Raw genomic sequence first — 15,938 nt, 5'->3', positions numbered from 1 at the left:
GGGGAACACCATGCACCAGCAACAGGTGATTGAGCAGCTGCTGGCCTGGATCGAGCAGAGCCTGGATCAGCCGCTGACGCTGGACGACATCGCCGCCAAATCCGGCTATTCCAAGTGGCATTTGCAGCGGATGTTCAAGCAGCACACCGGCCATATCCTCGGCACGTACGCCCGCCGCAGAAGGTTGACCGCCGCCGCGCGCGAACTGCGCCTGACCGGCACCAGCGTGGCCTGTATCGCCGATACGTACCAGTTCGATTCGCAGCAGACCTTCACCCGCTGCTTCCGCAAGCAGTTTGGTCTGCCGCCGGCCAGCTATCGTCGCAGCCAGGATTGGTCGAGCTACGGTCTGCAGCCGCCGCTGCGGCTGACCGAAGCGCCGCTGCCGCAGGCCGACATCGTGACGCTGCCCGCCATGCAGCTGGTGGGCAACACGCAACGCCGCAGCTTTACGCTGGGGCAGTTGGCGGCTTCCAAATGCGAGCTGCGTCGCCATGCCTGGCGGCAACTGCTGCGGCCGCAGACGCTGCCCGAGGTGATGTATGGCCTTACCAGCCTGGAGATCGACCGGCAGCGTCGGGGCTGCCCGCGCATGGCGTATACCGCCGCTTTGCCGGACGAAGGGGCGGTGGGGGAACGGGTGACCATCGAACAGGGGGAATACGCCCGTTTCACCTATCAGGGGCAGGCGGAAGGGTTACAAAACTTTATTGTCCGGCTGTATGACACCGCCATGCCGCAGATGAACGCCATCCGCCGGCCAGGGCAGGATATCGAGCGGTTCTACCCGGCGCAGGAGGGCAGTTGCCCGCTTGGCGGCGCGGCGATCCGCTGTGAATATCTGATCCCCATTCGGCGGGCGGAGGCGCTGGCCGCCGCCAGTTAGGCGGCGGTTCTCGCAGAAAATCGCCTTCGTGGCGCGTCAGGTTACAAAAAATTGCGATATTACATCGGTAATGGTTCACACTTTGATTGATGTGCACATATAATGCGCATCCGGTCAAATCCCCCCTGGTTTTTCAGGCCGCAGCGCCGTTGGCTGCCGGCTGAAATTCAACGGGGCAAAGTGGCCGTAGAAACCAATACCCATAATCGCCAGTGGCCTTGACCAACACGAAGATGAAAATGAGCATTCGCGCGTTATTAACCCTGTTTACGGCACTGGTTGCATTCAGCCAGGCTGCCTTCGCCGTCGTCTACCCGCTGCCGCCAAAAGACAGCCGTTTGGTGGGCGAAAATATCCAAATCACCGTACCGGAAGACAGCAAACTGCCGCTGGAGAGCTTCGCCGCCCAGTATCAGATGGGGCTGAGCAACATGCTGGAGGCCAACCCGGGCGTGGATCCGTTCCTGCCGAAGGCCGGCAGCACCCTGACCATCCCGCAACAGCTGATCCTGCCGGACGCGCCGCGTGAAGGCATCATCATCAACAGCGCCGAAATGCGTCTGTACTACTACCCGAAAGGTTCCAACACCGTCGTGGTGTTGCCGATCGGTATCGGCCAGCTGGGTAAAGACACCCCGCTGAACTGGACCACCACCGTGCAGCGCAAGAAAGACGGCCCAACCTGGACGCCGACCGCCAAAATGCGCGCCGAATACGCGGCTGACGGCGAGATCCTGCCTGCGGTGTTCCCGGCCGGCCCGGATAACCCGATGGGGCTGTATGCGCTGTATGTTGGCCGCCTGTATGCCATTCACGGCACCAACGCCAACTTCGGCATCGGCCTGCGCGTGAGCCACGGCTGCGTGCGTCTGCGCGCCGACGACATCAAGTACCTGTTCCAGAACGTGCCGGTCGGCACCCGCGTGCAGTTCATCAACGAACCGATGAAGGCCACCGTCGAACCGGACGGCTCGCGCTACGTGGAAGTGCACAACCCGCTGTCGGCCAACGAAGAGCAGCTGCAATCCAAGGATCCGGTGCCGCTGACCATTTCCGCGCCGGTCGGCAAAGTGCTGATGGACGCCGGCGTCAACCAGAGCGAAGTGGATGCGGCGATCAAGGCCCGTTCCGGTATGCCGGTGAAAGTGAACTGATCGCCTCGGGCTTCAGTGACAATACCAAGAAGACGCCTGCGGGCGTCTTTTTTTATGATTTTTGTACCCTCTGATGAGGCCGGCCTGGGGGGAGAGACAATTAACCGCCATGCCGGCTAACCGTCCTTAAGGCGATCCTATGATTTGCCCTTGTCGGGCCGATAAACAGACAGACATCATGATACATTCACCGGTGAAGGGCGTAGGGACGGTATATCAATGCCAGCACTGTCTTTATAGCTGGCGGAATACCGAGCCTGCTGGCAGAACGGAACGGGAGCATTATCCGCCTGAGTTTCGCATGACTCAGCAGGATATCGATAATGCGCCGGACGTGCCGGCCATTCCTCCTCTTTTGACGAAATGAGACTGAAGGCGGGCAAGCGTCCGTCTTTTATGGAAATCGCGATGATGAATAACGAAGACGTCGTTTTGCTCGATGCCGCCTGGCAGCCTTGCGGGACGATGCCGAAAAATCAGGTGCACACGCACCATACGCCGCTGCATTTGGCCTTTTCATGTTACCTCTTTACCCCAGAGGGCAACGTGCTGGCCACAAGACGTGCGTTGAGTAAAACCGCCTGGCCGGGGGTTTGGACCAATTCCTTTTGCGGCCATCCCTTGCCGCAAGAGGCGCTGGCACAGGCGGTGAGGCGCCGCGCTCAGGTTGAACTGGGCACGGAGGTGGAGCAGATAATGCTGTTGAGCGAGGCATTCAGCTACCAGGCTACCGACGCGTCCGGCGTGATGGAGAATGAAGTTTGCCCGGTATTTGCCGCGCAAATTAAAGGCACGCTCCATGGCAATCCGGATGAGGTTGCGGATTATGCCTGGGTCGAGCTCAATCATTTAATGGCGGCGGTAAAATTAACGCCTTTCGCTTTCAGCCCGTGGATGGTTTCGCAATTGAATACCGAGGCGATAACCTCAGGCTTGAAAGAATATCGGGATGCGATAATGATAACGCGTTCAGCGGGCGCGTAGGGTGAGGTTGGCAATAAAATAAATAGCCACCGCGAGGGTGACTATCTATTCGTGCTTATAGGCTGCCGCCGACCGAGGTCGAGGTGGAGCCGATAGTTTCGCGGAAATGTTTTGCGTAGTCCGCCACTTCCTGCTGCGTATGCGTCAGGCCATACAGCCCCAGCCCCACGCCGCCTGCGACGCCGCCGATAATGGTACCGACCAGTTGGCCGACGGCGCCGGCAATAAAGCCGCCGGCCCCTGCGGATTTGCCTGCAATCAGCGCGCCGGTCATAGCGCCGTCCAGCAACCCATCCCAGGCCGCGTTCAGATCGCCACCGCTAACGTACTGCTCTTCATATTGACTAAGTACTTTCATATACAATCCTTATAAATAAAAGGGTGACTTAGTGAGTTTAATTAATACCGAAAATAACGCTGACGCGCTATTTCAATTTAAAAATATAACAGCTGATAAGCCGTTGGCAATAATATATCCAACGTGGAATATTGTTTGGTTATATATGCGAGTATTTATTTTCTGTCGATATTTTTATGACGGGAATTGAGAATCTTCTTGGCTAAAAAAGGCGATATCACTGGAGGCAGCGGTGGAAAGCATCATAATGCCCTTATTGCGGACGGGCTGAGGCGATTTCTTCTCGTCGTTGCCCTGGGCCCGGTGCGGCTGTCACTATTTTCACATTTCAGGCTCTGCTACCCGTTAGGCGAGTGCGTCCGTCCTGTGATTATTCCATTAAAAACTATAGCTAATTAATAAGTTATATCTTCTTCGTTATCGCCTGCCATTGAAAAAATTCTCGCAAAAAATCCGCACTGTGAAAATAAGATCACACAAGCGTAACAAAAGGTAAACAAACCCCTCCTATATTGGCTGCTTCGCTTTTGTGAGGGAGTGTCATGCGTAACTGGAACGAACCGAAAAAGAACAAAGCGCACATCGAACTGATCCCGATGATCGACGTGATGATGTTTTTATTGGTGTTTTTCGTCTTGATCAGCCTGAACGTCATTCCGGCGCTCGGGTTGAAAACGCAGCTGCCGTCCGCCGGCAGCGCGCAACAGCTGAAACCGCAGAAGAAAGCGATTATCACGCTGGGGGCCGACGAACAGCTGCAGCTGGATGGCCAGCCGATCGCGCTTGACGCGTTGGTCACGACGCTCAAGCAACAGCAGCAGGCCAACCAGACCACCACCATCATCGTCAACAGCGACAAAGGCGTGGCGGTCGAGCGGCTGGTGGCGGTCATGGATAACCTGCGCCAGGGCGGTTTCTTCTCCGTCTCCATCGCGACACGGAAGCTGTGACATGTATCTGCTCTATCGCTCACGTCATCTTTTCAGCTGGTTGCCGGCGCTGATTGTCGCCGGCTGCCTGTTGTTCGCCAGCCAGCAGGCGGCGCTGAAGATCCAGCCGCGCTACGACGAAACCGCCATCGAACTGGCGCTGGTGGAGCCTGAACCGGCGCCTGAACCTCAACCGCAAACGCCGCCGGACCCCCAGCCCGAACCGCCGCCGCCCGAGCCGGAGCCGATCCCCGAACCGGTGGTGCCGGCGCCGGAACCGATCGTGGAAGCCAAGCCGGTGCCGAAACCGCAACCGAAGCCCAAACCCAAGCCGGTGAAAGAGAAAGCCAAACCGGTGGAAAAGCCTAAACCGACGCCGGCGCCCGCCGCGCCGCGCGCGCCGGTCAGTAAACCGGCGGCGCAACCCGCACCGGCCGCCCCGGCGGCGCCGAAGGTGAATGCGCAGGCGATTGAAAACGGCTATCTGCTGGCCTTGCGCCGCGAACTGGAACAGCGCAAGCGCTACCCGACCGGCCGTCAGGCCTCCCTCGAGCGCCCGCAGGGCAACGTCGAGGTGTGGCTGGAGGTCGATCGCAGCGGGCGGGTGGTCTCTTCCGGCATCGCCAACAAAGCCGCCAGCATGCTGCTGAATCGCGCGGCGATGAGCAGCCTGCAAAGCATCAGTTCAGTGAAGCCATTCCCGAGCGACGCGTTCGCCGGGCAAACAACCAAAAGATTTACCGCGACGTTCAATTATCAGGCGCCTTAGCGCAAGGGTTAATCGTTTGATTTTTAAGGGATGCACACCATGAAATCGTTCAATCGTTCTGGGATCTATCTGGCGGTGATGTCGGCGATGCTGCCGGGCGCCGCGCTGGCGGCCGACGGCACCGACGTCGGCACCATCAGCGTCAAGGGGCAGTCGCTCGGCGGCGGCATGATGGTGCAGGACGACAGCGCCAAAGCGCGCTCCACCGTCACCAAAGAGGCGATGGATAAAATGCCGTCGGCGGCCAACGCCATCGACAAGCTGAAGTTCACGCCGGGCCTCAACGTCAACAGCAATGACGCCAGCGGCCTGAGCGGCGTGGACTACACCATGCGCGGCATGAACTCGGATCAGATCGGCCTGTCGATGGACGGCATCCCGATCAACGACTCCGGCAACTACGCGGTATACCCGAACCTGCTGGGCGATGCGGAGAACCTGGAAGAGGTGTTCGTCACCCAGGGCTCTTCCGAAGCGGACGGCCCGCATATCGGCTCCAGCGGCGGCAACATCGGCCTGGTAACGCGCCGCCCGGCGAAAGACTTCGGCGGTTTCGTCAAGCAAACGCTGGGCAGCAACAGCCTGAGCAAAACCTTCGCCCGCCTGGACACCGGCGAGTACAACGGCTTCAGCAACTGGCTCTCCTATTCGCACACCGAGGCGAAGAAGTGGCGCGGCGAGGGGCGGCTGTACTCCGACAAGTTCGAGATGAACTCGCTGTACGAAGACGGCAACGGCAACAGCAGCAATCTGGTGATGAAGTACAACCGCCAGAACAACACCAACTACAACACCCTGAGCAAGGCGCAGTTCCAAAACGACGGCCGCGACACCGACTATGCCACCACGCCGGAGTACAACAGCCGCGGACAGTTGAACAAGTATTACAAGCTCGAGCGCAACCCGTTCGAGAACTTCACGCTGTCGTTCACCCAGAAGCTGCAGCTGCGCGACAACCTGGCGCTGACCCTGCAACCGTATTACTACTGGGGCAACGGCGGCAGCTTCAACGGCCAAACCGCGTCGGTATTGTCCAGCACGTCGGACAGGGCAGGGCAGTACGATCTCAGCAACCTGAAATCCAACACCTACTACCGCCCGTCGTGGACGCAGACCTGGCGGCCGGGCATCACCACCAAGCTGAAGTGGGACATCAACGATCAGCACAGTCTGGATATCGGTTACTGGTATGAGCGCGCGCGCCAGCTGCAGACCCAGCCGTTCATCAGCATCAAGGGCGACGGCAACCCGTCGCAGATTTGGGGGCCGCCGGGCGGTTCCGATCAGGTGAAGGATGCCAACGGCAACACCGTTCAGGGGCGCAACCAGTACACCATCACCCCGGCGCAGAAGGTGTGGCTGCAGGATACCTGGTTCGCCACGCCGGACTGGACTTTCGTCGGCGGCCTGGCCTATCAGTACGTGGAACGTAAAGGGGACAATCGCGGCAGCCTGTACAACGCGCCGGAGAAACGCAAAGCCACCTATCATGAATTCCTGCCGAACTTCAGCGCCAGCTATAAGGTGAACCAGGAAAACCAGGTGTTCTACAACCTGACGCGCAACATGCGCACGCCGCCGAACTATGTGCTGTACAACGTCGGCGATTCGCTCAGCACCAAGCCGGAGCTGAGCTGGAACCACGAGCTGGGCTGGCGCTTCCAACAGGAAGACATGCTGCTGAGCGCCACGCTGTTCTACATGCGCTACAGCGATCGCCAGATCTCCACCACCAACGCGGCCGGCGACTACGAGATGATGAACATCGGCAACGTGGAGAACAAAGGGCTGGAGCTGGAGTGGAGCGGCCAACTGCCGCATAACTTCAACTACTACACCTCCTATACCTATACCCAATCGAAGCAGAAGAGCGACATCGTCAGCAACGGCGGGTTGCCGCTGCCGACCTCCGGCAAAGAGGTGCCGAACGTGCCGAAAAACCTGCTGAACATGACGCTGGGTTATGACGACGGCCTGTACTACGGCAGCGTCAGCGGCAAGTACGTCAGCGCGTTCTATGGCGATCTGACCAACGACGAGAAGATCGGCGGGCGCACGGTGTTCGATCTGGCGGCGGGGGTGCATCTGCCGGTGGACAAGAAAATCGTCAAAAGCGCCGCGCTGCGTTTTGGCATCAGCAACCTGTTTGACAAGGAATACCTGACCTCGGTGCGCACCACCACCTTCAACGCGGCGCCCTACGGCGGCGTGAAGGCCAGCACCCCGTATTACAACGTCGGCGAAGAACGCACCTTCAGCGTCTCGCTGGAAGCCACCTTTTAACTGAATGCCCCGCCGTCTGCCCGGCTGCGGGGAAGAGGAGCCCTGTATGGACGCCAATCTGTTGCACGACATTATTTTCTACGTGATGTACGCCGCGCTGGCGATCGCGCTGGTGATCATCATCGAACGCACGCTGTACTTCGCCTACACCCAACGCCAGGCGCGCCGGCTGGAGCAGGCGCTGACGCCGGAGGTGCGCCGCGCCGCCGATCTGCCGGACGTGCTGACCCAGCGTAACAGCCTGCCGATGGCCGTGATCGCGCCGGTGCTGGCGCAGAAACACCGCGCCGGCGACCGTGAGGCGATCGGCGATCTGATCGACGCCCAGTATCTGCTGAGCAAGCCGCCGATGGCGCGCGGCCTGTGGCTGCTGGAAACCGTGGTCACCGCCGCGCCGTTGCTGGGGCTGCTGGGCACGGTGATGGGGATCATCGAAACCTTCAAGGCGCTGGCCGCCTCGGGGGTGTCCGAGCCGAGTCTGGTGTCGGCCGGCATGGGCACCGCGCTGTACGCCACCGGGCTGGGCATCGCCATCGCGCTGCTGTGCCTGGTGGCCAACAATTTCCTGCAGAGCCGTATGGAGCGCATCAACGAACTGCTGAAGGTGCTGCTGATCCGCGCCGGTCAACCGGCCAGCCGTCCGGAAAGCGGCAGCGGCGAACAATGGGTTGACAGCGGAGCGCCGCGCTATGCCTAATGGCCATCCAGTACGGCGGCCGAGATGCCGCCTTTATACGGCATTGTGGAGCGGTTGTTTGTTGATGTTGAGCCAGAGCGCTGCGGCGCGTTTTGCTATTCCCGGTTACGAGCTGGTGTACACCGCGCCGGTGGAAACCGCGCTGCAGGCCGACGACCTGCGCAACACCGCCGAGGTATGGCGCGAGATGTTCGACGCGGCGAAAACCCGCATCGATCTGGGGCAGTTCTACGTGGCGAATCAGGACGGTTCGCTGCTGGACGGCGTGCTGCAGCACCTGAAGGCGGCCGGCGAACGCGGGGTGAAAATCCGCTTTTTGCTGGAAGAGAAGGGCATTCGCCTCTCCACCGCCGAAACGCTGGAACAGCTGAAGGCGATCCCCAATCTGGAGCTGCGCATCATCCCATACCAGAAGCTGAGCGGCGGCATTCTGCATGCCAAGTATCTGCTGGTGGACGGCGAGCAGGCGTTCGTCGGCAGCCAGAACTTCGACTGGCGCGCGCTGGAACACATTCACGAAACCGGGCTGCGCATCAGCGACGCCAGGGTGGTGGGGCAGATCCAGGCGATCTTCGAACAGGATTGGCGGGCGCAGGCGCTGCTGGCGCAGGATAAGCCGGTGCCGGCGCTGCCCGATTCGCCGCCGACGGCGCAGCCGCAGGGCAACTATCTGGTGGCCAGCCCGCGCGCCTACAACCCGGCGGGCGTGCTCGATTCGCAGGCCGAGCTGCCGCGTCTGCTGGCCGACGCCAAACGGCGGGTGCGGGTGCAGGTGATGGACTACGCGCCGCTGTCGTTTGGCCCGGAGCGCAGCCGCCCCTTCTACGCGGTGATCGACAACGCGCTGCGCAGCGCGGCGGCGCGCGGGGTGCAGATCGAGCTGATGGTGGCCAACTGGAACACCAAAAAGCCGGATATCGCCTGGCTGAAGAGCCTGGCGCTGGTGCCGAACGTGCAGATCAAGGTGGTGACCATTCCGCCGGCCAGCAGCGGCTTCATCCCGTTTGCCCGCGTGATTCACAGCAAGCTGATGACCATCGACGATGAGATTGCCTGGGTGGGCACCAGCAACTGGACCGGCGGCTATCTGGACAACTCGCGCAATCTGGAGCTGGTGCTGCACAGCACGGCGATGAGCGGGCGGTTGGACAGGCTGTACCAACAGCTGTGGGACAGCGTCTACGCCGAGCCGTTGAAGCTGGATTACGATTACCCGACGCCCAAACCGGGCGGCGAATCCTGACGGTCAGGGCGCGTTAACCCGCGCCCCGCGTTGTTTACCGCCGCCAGCCGGCCTTCTCCAGCGCCGTCACCAGCTGTTCGGCGCTCAACCCTTCCGCCCGATGGCCGTTGCCGCTGACGGTATTGGCCGCCAGCAACGCATTGACGATCGCCTCTTCCACCGCTTCCGCCGCCGCGGCGAACAGCGCCGAAATGTAGTCGTTGTTCACCATGCGCAGCGGCGTGGTGAAATCGCCTTTATTGGCGTAGTCAGCGGGCGGCAGGCCGTCGTTGCCGGTGGCGAAGGCGATAAAGATATCGCCGCTCGAATCCTCGGTGCCGCCGCCGGTGCGGGCGATGCCGATGCTGGCGCGCTGCGCCAGCCGTGCGCACTGGTGCGGCAGCAGCGGCGCGTCGGTCGCCAGCGCCACCACGATGGAGCCCATGCCGGGATGCGGCAACTGCGGCGTGAACGGCGAGGGGATATGCCCCAGGTGGCGGCCCACCGGGTAACCGCCGACCAGCAGCGACTCGCGCTTGCCGTGGTTGGCCTGCACGATGGCGCCCACCGTCCAGCCGCCTTGATCGGCGGGCAAGCGGCGCGATGCGGTGCCGCTGCCGCCCTTGAATTCATGACAGATCATGCCGCTGCCGCCGCCGACCGCGCCTTCCTGCGGCAAGCCGCCTCTGGCCGCCTGCTGCGCCTGGCGCACGTGCTCGGCCTTGACGTGAAAGCCGTTGATGTCGTTGAGCAGGCCATCGAAGGTTTCCATCACCACCGGCATATTCCAGTACACCGCGTTGTCGCTCGCGGGCAGCGTTTCACGCTCCAGCGCGATCAGCGCATCGCGCACTACCCCCACGCTGTGGGTGTTGGTGAAGGCGATCGGGCTGGTCAACAGGCCCGCTTCTCGCACCCATTCCAGGCCGGTGGCGTCGCCGTTGCCGTTCAGCACGTGCACGCCGGCGAAGCAGGGCGCGTGGCGAGCGGAGCCGGGGCGCGGTTCGATTACCGTCACGCCGGTGCGCACGCTGCGCCCGTCCGCCAAATCGGCATGAAGGCTGGCATAGCCGACGCGCACGCCGGGCACGTCGGTGATGGCGTTCAGCGGGCCGGGCGTGCCCTGACCGATGGTGATGCCCAGATCCTGAGCGCGCTGCGTCATGGTTATTCTCCTTCTATTGAGGGGGTGGCGAGGGGCGCCGTCTGGCGGCCGCGCAAGTGGTTCAGCGCCAGCCCGAAGCCGATGATGCCGGCAATGATAATAAAGTCTTTCAGGCTGCTGGCGATCAAAATCGTCCACAGCACGTACAGGCAGCACAGCAGCGCCGCCGCCACCGGCAGCGGCCACAGCGGCATCAGGTACGGGTGATGGAAGTGGCGGCGACGGCGGCTGATCAGCGCCGCCACCGCCATGATGATGTACACCAGCAGCAGCAGGATCACGGTGAATGAGGTCAGCGATTCGAGGTCGGAGCAAAACGCCAGCAGCGCCGAGGGGACGCCGAACAGCAGGGTGGCGATCCAGGGGGTGCCGAAGCGCGGGTGGATGATTTTCAGCGCGCGGTTGAACGTCGGCAGCCAGAAGCCGTCGCGCCCGCTGGCGAACATCATGCGGCTGAACTGCGCCACGATGGCGATGATGGCGTTGAATACCGACAGATAGATCGCGCCGCTTACCACCCGCGCCAGCGTCGGGCCGCCGAGCTGGGTGACCACATACCCGACCGGATCGGCCTGTTTGGCCATCTCTGCCAGCGACGGCGAGCCGATCAGCAGGGCGGTGAACGGCACCAGTTCCACCAGCACCACGATGACCAGCGTCAGCATGATCGCGACCGCCATCGGTTTGCCCTGCTCGCGCATATCTTCCGCCATGTACACCGCCGCGCCGTAGCCGTTGTAGGAGAACAGCGCGACCCCGACCATGGCGACGATCAGCGGCAGCGAAACCGGCGCCAGGCTGCCCTGCGCGTCCAGCATCACCGGCGCGGTGAGGATCTCCGCGCTTTGATGCGGATGGCTGAAACCGAGCCAGGCGATCAGCGCCAGTACCGCCACTTCCACCACCAGAAAGGCGCCGGTCAGCAGGGCGTTGGCCTTGATGTTGAAAATGGCGCAGGCGCCGCCGATCAGCACGGTGATCATGCCGGCGGTGGAGGCGTCGAATGAGGTGCCCAACGCGGTATTCAGATAGGGCACGGCGCCGGTGGCCAGCACCGCCGGCACGAACAGCGCGGCGCTGAGAATAAACAGATAGGTCTGCAACCCGCACAGGGTGCCGAACAGGCGTTTGATGATGCTGTATTCGCCGCCGGCGCTGGGGTGCGCGGCGCCGAGCTCGGCATAGCACAGCGCGATGGTGGCGGCGACGCAGGCGGCGATCAGAAACGACAGAAAGGCGCCGCTGCCGGCGCTGGCGATCGCCAGCGGCGCGATGACGAAGATCGAGCTGGCCGGCGTCACGCCGGAAGCGGTAATCATCACCACGTCGAGGACGCTGAGATTGCCTTTGAAAGTGTGTTCAGGGGCGGACTCTTTCATGGTTAACGACTCCATTAACGTGTGAGTGAGTAATTGTTTTGCTGCACAGGCTGTACGCAGAAATCAAATGGAGCGCGCTAAATGCCGGGGAGCGTTGCTCCCCGGAAGTTTATTGTTCTTATGTGTTACCCCTGCCCCGACGGGAAGCTGAAGCTGGCGCGGCGGGCATCGCCGGAGGCCGGCCAGCGCTGGGTAATGGTCTTGCGTTTGGTGTAGAACCTGACCGCGTCCGGGCCGTAGGCGTGCAGATCGCCGAACAGCGAGCGCTTCCAGCCGCCGAACGAGTGGTAGGCCACCGGCACCGGCAGCGCCACGTTGATCCCCACCATGCCGACCTGAATGCGGCTGGAGAAGTGGCGCGCCGCTTCGCCGTCGCGGGTGAACAGGCAGGTGCCGTTGCCGTATTCATGGGCGTCGATCAAGGCCATCGCCTCCTGCAGCGACGCCGCGCGCACCACGCCGAGCACCGGGCCGAAGATCTCCTCCTGATAGATGCGCATGCCGGGCGTCACGCGGTCGAACAGCGTCGGGCCGAGGAAATACCCCTGGCTGGGGCGGCCGTCGGCGTCCGTCACGCGCAGTTCGCGGCCGTCCACCAGCAGCTCGGCGCCTTCGGCCACGCCCTGATCGATATAGCCTTTCACCTTCTGATAATGCTGTTGAGTCACCAGCGGCCCCATGTCGTTGCGGTTGTCGCTGCCGGGGCCGACGCGCATGGCGGCCATCTGTTGCCGCAGCCCGGCGATCAGCGCGTCGGCGGTGCCGTCGCCCACCGCGACCACCAGCGGGATGGCCATGCAGCGCTGGCCGCAGGAGCCGAACGCCGCGCCCATCAGCGCGCCGACCGCGCCGGGGATATCGGCGTCCGGCAGCACCACCGCGTGGTTTTTGGCGCCGCCCAGCGCCTGCACCCGTTTGTTCTGGCCGCAACCGGTGTGATAGATGTGTTCTGCGACCGGCGTCGAACCGACGAAGCTTATCGCCTTCACGCGTCCGTCATGCAGCAGCGTCTCCACCGCTTCGCGATCGCCGTTGACCACGTTGAGCACCCCCGGCGGCAGCCCGGCCTCCGCCGCCAGCCGCGCGATATACAGCGCGGCGGAAGGGACGCGCTCGGAAGGCTTCAGCACGAAGGTATTGCCGCAGGCGACCGCCATCGGCCACATCCACAGCGGCACCATCGCCGGGAAGTTGAACGGGGTGATGCCCGCTACCACCCCGAGCGGTTGAAACTCGCTCCAGCTGTCGATGCCCGGGCCCGCCTCTTTGCTGTGTTCGCCTTTCAGCAGTTCCGGCACATAGCCGGCGTATTCGATATTCTCGATGCCGCGTTGCAGTTCGCCCAGGGCGTCGCTGAGCACTTTGCCGTGCTCGGCGGTGATCAATTGGCAGATGGCGTCGGCGTGCTGCTCCAGCAGATCCTTGAGCTTCATCATGATGCGCGCGCGCTTCAGCGGCGGCGTGTCGCGCCAGGCGGGATAAGCCTGCTCGGCGGCGGCGATGGCGCGCTCCACCGTGGCGCGATCGGCCAGCAGCACCTCCTGCGCCGATTGGCCGGTGGCCGGGTCGTAAACCGGCTGGCTGCGTTCGCCGCCGGCGGCGGGTTCGCCGTTGATCCAATGGGTAATGGTCATGGTTCGCTCCTTATTCGGTGGCGTTGAGGGCATCGCCGACGGCGTTGATCAGCGCATCGATCTGCGCTTCGCTGCTGATGAACGGCGGCGCCAGTTGCAGGGTGTCGCCGCCGTAGCGCACGTAAAACCCGCTTTCCCAGCAGCGCATCGCCGCTTCGAAGGGCCGCCGCGCCGGTTCGCCGGGCCGCGCCGCCAGCGTGATGCCGGCCGCCAGGCCGATGTTGCGAATGTCGGCGACGTGTTTGGCTCCTTGCAGGCTGTGCACCGCGCGCTCGAAATAGGGCGCCAGCGCCTGCACGCGCTCCACCATCTGTTCGCGCTGCAGGATGTCCAGCGTCGCCAGCGCCACCGCGCAGCTGACCGGATGGGCGGAGTAGGTGTAACCGTGCGGGAATTCGAGCTGGTAGTCCGGCTCGCCGCCGTTCATGAAGGTTTGGTAGATCTCCGGCCGCACCACCACCGCGCCCATCGGTTGCGCGCCGTTGGTCACCTGTTTGGCGATGTTCATGATGTCCGGCGTAACGCCGAACGCCTCGGCGCCGGTCATCGCGCCGCAGCGGCCGAAGGCGGTGATCACTTCGTCGAAGATCAGCAGAATGTCATGCTGGGTACAGATCTCGCGCAGGCGCTGCAGATAGCCGACCGGCGGCACGATCACCCCGGCGGAGCCGGAGAACGGTTCGACGATCACCGCGGCGATCGTCGAGGCGTCGCGCAGCGCGATGATGCGGTTGAGCTCTTCCGCCAGCTCCGCCCCCTGTTGCGGCATGCCGCGCGAAAAGGCGTTGCCGGCCAGCAGGGTGTGCGGCAGATGGTCCGCCTCGGCGCCGGCGCCGAACGCCTTGCGGTTGCCGGCGATGCCGCCGACCGAGATGCCGCCGAAGTTAACGCCGTGGTAGCCCTTTTCCCGGCCGATAAAGCAGGTTTTGCCCGCCTGGCCTTTGGCGCGCCAGTAAGCGCGCGCCATTTTCAGCGAGGTGTCCGCCGCTTCCGAGCCGGAGCCGGTGAAGAACACGTAATCCAGCCCCGCCGGCGTCAGCGCCTTGATTTTGTTGGCCAACTCGAACGACAGCGGGTGGCCGAACTGAAATGCCGGCGAGTAATCCAGCGTCGCCAACTGGCGCTGGGCGGCGTCGGTGATTTCCTGCCGGCCGTGCCCCAATCCGCAGCACCACAATCCGGACAGGCCGTCGAAAATCTTTCTGCCGTCGTGGCTGGTGTAATACGCCCCTGCGGCCTGAGTAATGATGCGCGGCTGCGCTTTAAAATTGCGGTTGCCGGTAAAAGGCATCCAATGGGCTTCTAACCCTTCGGCATCGAGACGATTAAGCGAATAATTTTCAGCGGCCATGTTTTCCTCCGGGCAGGAAAATAAGTGCGATTAATTAAATAAAATGAGTTGTTAACGAATTGTTGTACGAAATTGACTATGTACCGCTTGTTCTCTACTGTGAATAATCATATGTCGAAACTTACTTAAGGTTTTATGCAAGTAAAAAAGCGCGCGTTGCTGGGACAATTGTCGGATATGGATCTGCGTTTGCTGCGGGTATTCAAGGCCGTGGTCGACTGCGGCGGCATGAGCGCCGCCGAACTGGAGCTGAATATCAGCCTGTCGACCATCAGCAAGCACATCAAGGATCTGGAGCAGCGGCTGGGCCTGACGCTGTGCCAGCGCGGGCGCGAGGGCTTTGCGGTCACCGACGAGGGGCTGATTATCTACCAGGAAACCGTCAACCTGCTGGCGGCCACCGAGGCGTTCCGGCGCGGGGTGGACGAGGTGCACCAGCGCATGGGCGGGCAGCTGCACGTGGCGATATTCGACCATACGGTCAGCAATCCGCAGGCGCAGATCGGCCGGGCCATCGCGTTATTCAGCGAGCGCGCGCCGGAGGTTTCTTTGCAAATGTACGTGGAGCCGATTAATACCATTGAACGTGGCGTTATTGACGGGCAATTTCAGGTTGGCGTTATTCCCATGCACCGCAGCGCGGAAAGTTTATCTTATCATTCGTTATTCAGTGAGAGGATGTTCTTATATTGCGGCGCGCAGCATGAATTATTTTCCGCCCGCCATGAAACATTAAATTGGGATCTGCTGCACAATTATGCTTTCGCCGGATTGGGCTACCATTCGCCGAATATGGAACTGAGCCTGCAGCAACATTTGCATCGCAAGGCGACGGGGTTCGCGCAAGAGTCGATCGCCACGCTGATCCTGTCCGGCAAATACGTCGGCTTTTTGCCGGATCACTACGCGGCGTTTTTTGTGGCGCAGAACCTGATGCGGGCGATCAAACCGGCGCTGTTCCGCTATCACTGCGAGTACTCCAGCGTGCTGCGCCGCTCGCCGGTGCCGCAACGGGTGGTGAAGCTGTTCCATGAGTGCCTGCTGGCGGCCCACGGAACAGCGTGACGCTTACTGCTCTTTCTTCTTGCCGAAGATTCTGATCAGCGCGCCGACCAGGATGCCGACCG

14 protein-coding genes and 1 pseudogene are annotated in these 15,938 nt (G+C 62.1%); 10 read left to right on the top strand and 5 right to left on the bottom strand.

Features of this window, described 5'->3' with window-relative positions; genetic code table 11:
* Positions 1-10: 10 nt before the first annotated feature.
* The 4 genes and pseudogenes from HWW83_RS12450 to idi all read left to right on the top strand — a co-directional run bounded on the left by HWW83_RS12450 (position 11) and on the right by idi (position 3,024).
* The gene (locus tag HWW83_RS12450; protein ID WP_047025153.1) at positions 11-886 is read left to right on the top strand and encodes a helix-turn-helix domain-containing protein; all 876 of its coding nucleotides are present in this window, start codon (positions 11-13) and stop codon (positions 884-886) included.
* Between the two features lie 233 nt (positions 887-1,119).
* Positions 1,120-2,037: pseudogene (locus HWW83_RS12445) on the top strand (L,D-transpeptidase family protein); the annotation flags it as partial.
* Between the two features lie 142 nt (positions 2,038-2,179).
* Complete coding sequence (locus tag HWW83_RS12440; protein WP_096242776.1) at positions 2,180-2,407, top strand: non-oxidative hydroxyarylic acid decarboxylases subunit D; 228 nt, start codon at positions 2,180-2,182, stop codon at positions 2,405-2,407.
* Positions 2,408-2,448: 41 nt separating this feature from the next.
* Complete coding sequence (gene idi / locus HWW83_RS12435; protein WP_069100389.1) at positions 2,449-3,024, top strand: isopentenyl-diphosphate Delta-isomerase; 576 nt, start codon at positions 2,449-2,451, stop codon at positions 3,022-3,024.
* 55 nt (positions 3,025-3,079) lie between these two features.
* On the opposite strand, the gene HWW83_RS12430 is transcribed toward idi, so the two are convergent.
* Positions 3,080-3,382 carry a DUF5862 family protein gene (locus HWW83_RS12430; protein ID WP_004933246.1) on the bottom strand — a complete coding sequence of 101 codons (303 nt, stop codon included), beginning with the start codon at positions 3,380-3,382 and terminating at the stop codon, positions 3,080-3,082.
* Between the two features lie 542 nt (positions 3,383-3,924).
* On the opposite strand from HWW83_RS12430, the gene HWW83_RS12425 reads away from it, so the two are divergent.
* From HWW83_RS12425 to HWW83_RS12405, 5 genes are read left to right on the top strand one after another with little or no spacing between them, the layout of a single operon-like run.
* Positions 3,925-4,332: an ExbD/TolR family protein gene (locus tag HWW83_RS12425; protein ID WP_021504179.1), complete on the top strand. Its 408-nt coding sequence runs from the start codon at positions 3,925-3,927 to the stop codon at positions 4,330-4,332.
* Position 4,333: 1 nt separating this feature from the next.
* Positions 4,334-5,080 carry an energy transducer TonB gene (locus HWW83_RS12420; protein WP_046688175.1) on the top strand — a complete coding sequence of 249 codons (747 nt, stop codon included), beginning with the start codon at positions 4,334-4,336 and terminating at the stop codon, positions 5,078-5,080.
* Between the two features lie 39 nt (positions 5,081-5,119).
* Complete coding sequence (locus HWW83_RS12415) at positions 5,120-7,363, top strand: TonB-dependent receptor family protein (RefSeq protein ID WP_047572799.1); 2,244 nt, start codon at positions 5,120-5,122, stop codon at positions 7,361-7,363.
* A 46-nt stretch (positions 7,364-7,409) separates the two neighbouring features.
* Positions 7,410-8,060 (top strand): MotA/TolQ/ExbB proton channel family protein, encoded by a 651-nt coding sequence (locus HWW83_RS12410; protein ID WP_060659997.1) that lies wholly within the window; start codon positions 7,410-7,412, stop codon positions 8,058-8,060.
* Entirely contained in the window at positions 8,053-9,303 is a 1,251-nt protein-coding gene (locus tag HWW83_RS12405) for a phospholipase D-like domain-containing protein (protein WP_160203942.1), read from the top strand. Before HWW83_RS12410 ends, HWW83_RS12405 begins: the two co-directional genes overlap by 8 nt.
* Positions 9,304-9,337: 34 nt before the next feature.
* Here HWW83_RS12405 and HWW83_RS12400 read toward each other — a convergent pair whose 3' ends face one another.
* The 4 genes from HWW83_RS12400 to aptA all read right to left on the bottom strand — a co-directional run bounded on the left by HWW83_RS12400 (position 9,338) and on the right by aptA (position 14,811).
* A complete protein-coding gene (locus HWW83_RS12400) occupies positions 9,338-10,447 on the bottom strand; it encodes a DmpA family aminopeptidase (protein WP_176589333.1) in 1,110 nt (369 codons plus the stop codon).
* A 2-nt stretch (positions 10,448-10,449) separates the two neighbouring features.
* Complete coding sequence (locus tag HWW83_RS12395; RefSeq protein ID WP_033641746.1) at positions 10,450-11,826, bottom strand: APC family permease; 1,377 nt, start codon at positions 11,824-11,826, stop codon at positions 10,450-10,452.
* A gap of 125 nt (positions 11,827-11,951) precedes the next feature.
* Positions 11,952-13,460, bottom strand: a complete 1,509-nt coding sequence (locus HWW83_RS12390) for a CoA-acylating methylmalonate-semialdehyde dehydrogenase (RefSeq protein ID WP_042783620.1) — start codon at positions 13,458-13,460, stop codon at positions 11,952-11,954.
* Between the two features lie 10 nt (positions 13,461-13,470).
* Positions 13,471-14,811 carry an omega-aminotransferase AptA gene (aptA, locus tag HWW83_RS12385; protein WP_033641748.1) on the bottom strand — a complete coding sequence of 447 codons (1,341 nt, stop codon included), beginning with the start codon at positions 14,809-14,811 and terminating at the stop codon, positions 13,471-13,473.
* A gap of 135 nt (positions 14,812-14,946) precedes the next feature.
* On the opposite strand from aptA, the gene HWW83_RS12380 reads away from it, so the two are divergent.
* Positions 14,947-15,876, top strand: coding sequence for a LysR family transcriptional regulator (locus tag HWW83_RS12380; RefSeq protein WP_033651382.1), 930 nt, complete (start codon positions 14,947-14,949; stop codon positions 15,874-15,876).
* Positions 15,877-15,938: the final 62 nt, after the last annotated feature.

It is taken from the genome of Serratia ureilytica, assembly GCF_013375155.1.
In the GTDB taxonomy this organism is placed as follows: Bacteria; Pseudomonadota; Gammaproteobacteria; order Enterobacterales; family Enterobacteriaceae; genus Serratia; species Serratia ureilytica.
The sequence above is the reverse complement of the archived record's forward strand: the minus strand, read 5'-3'. Positions and strand labels throughout refer to the sequence as shown.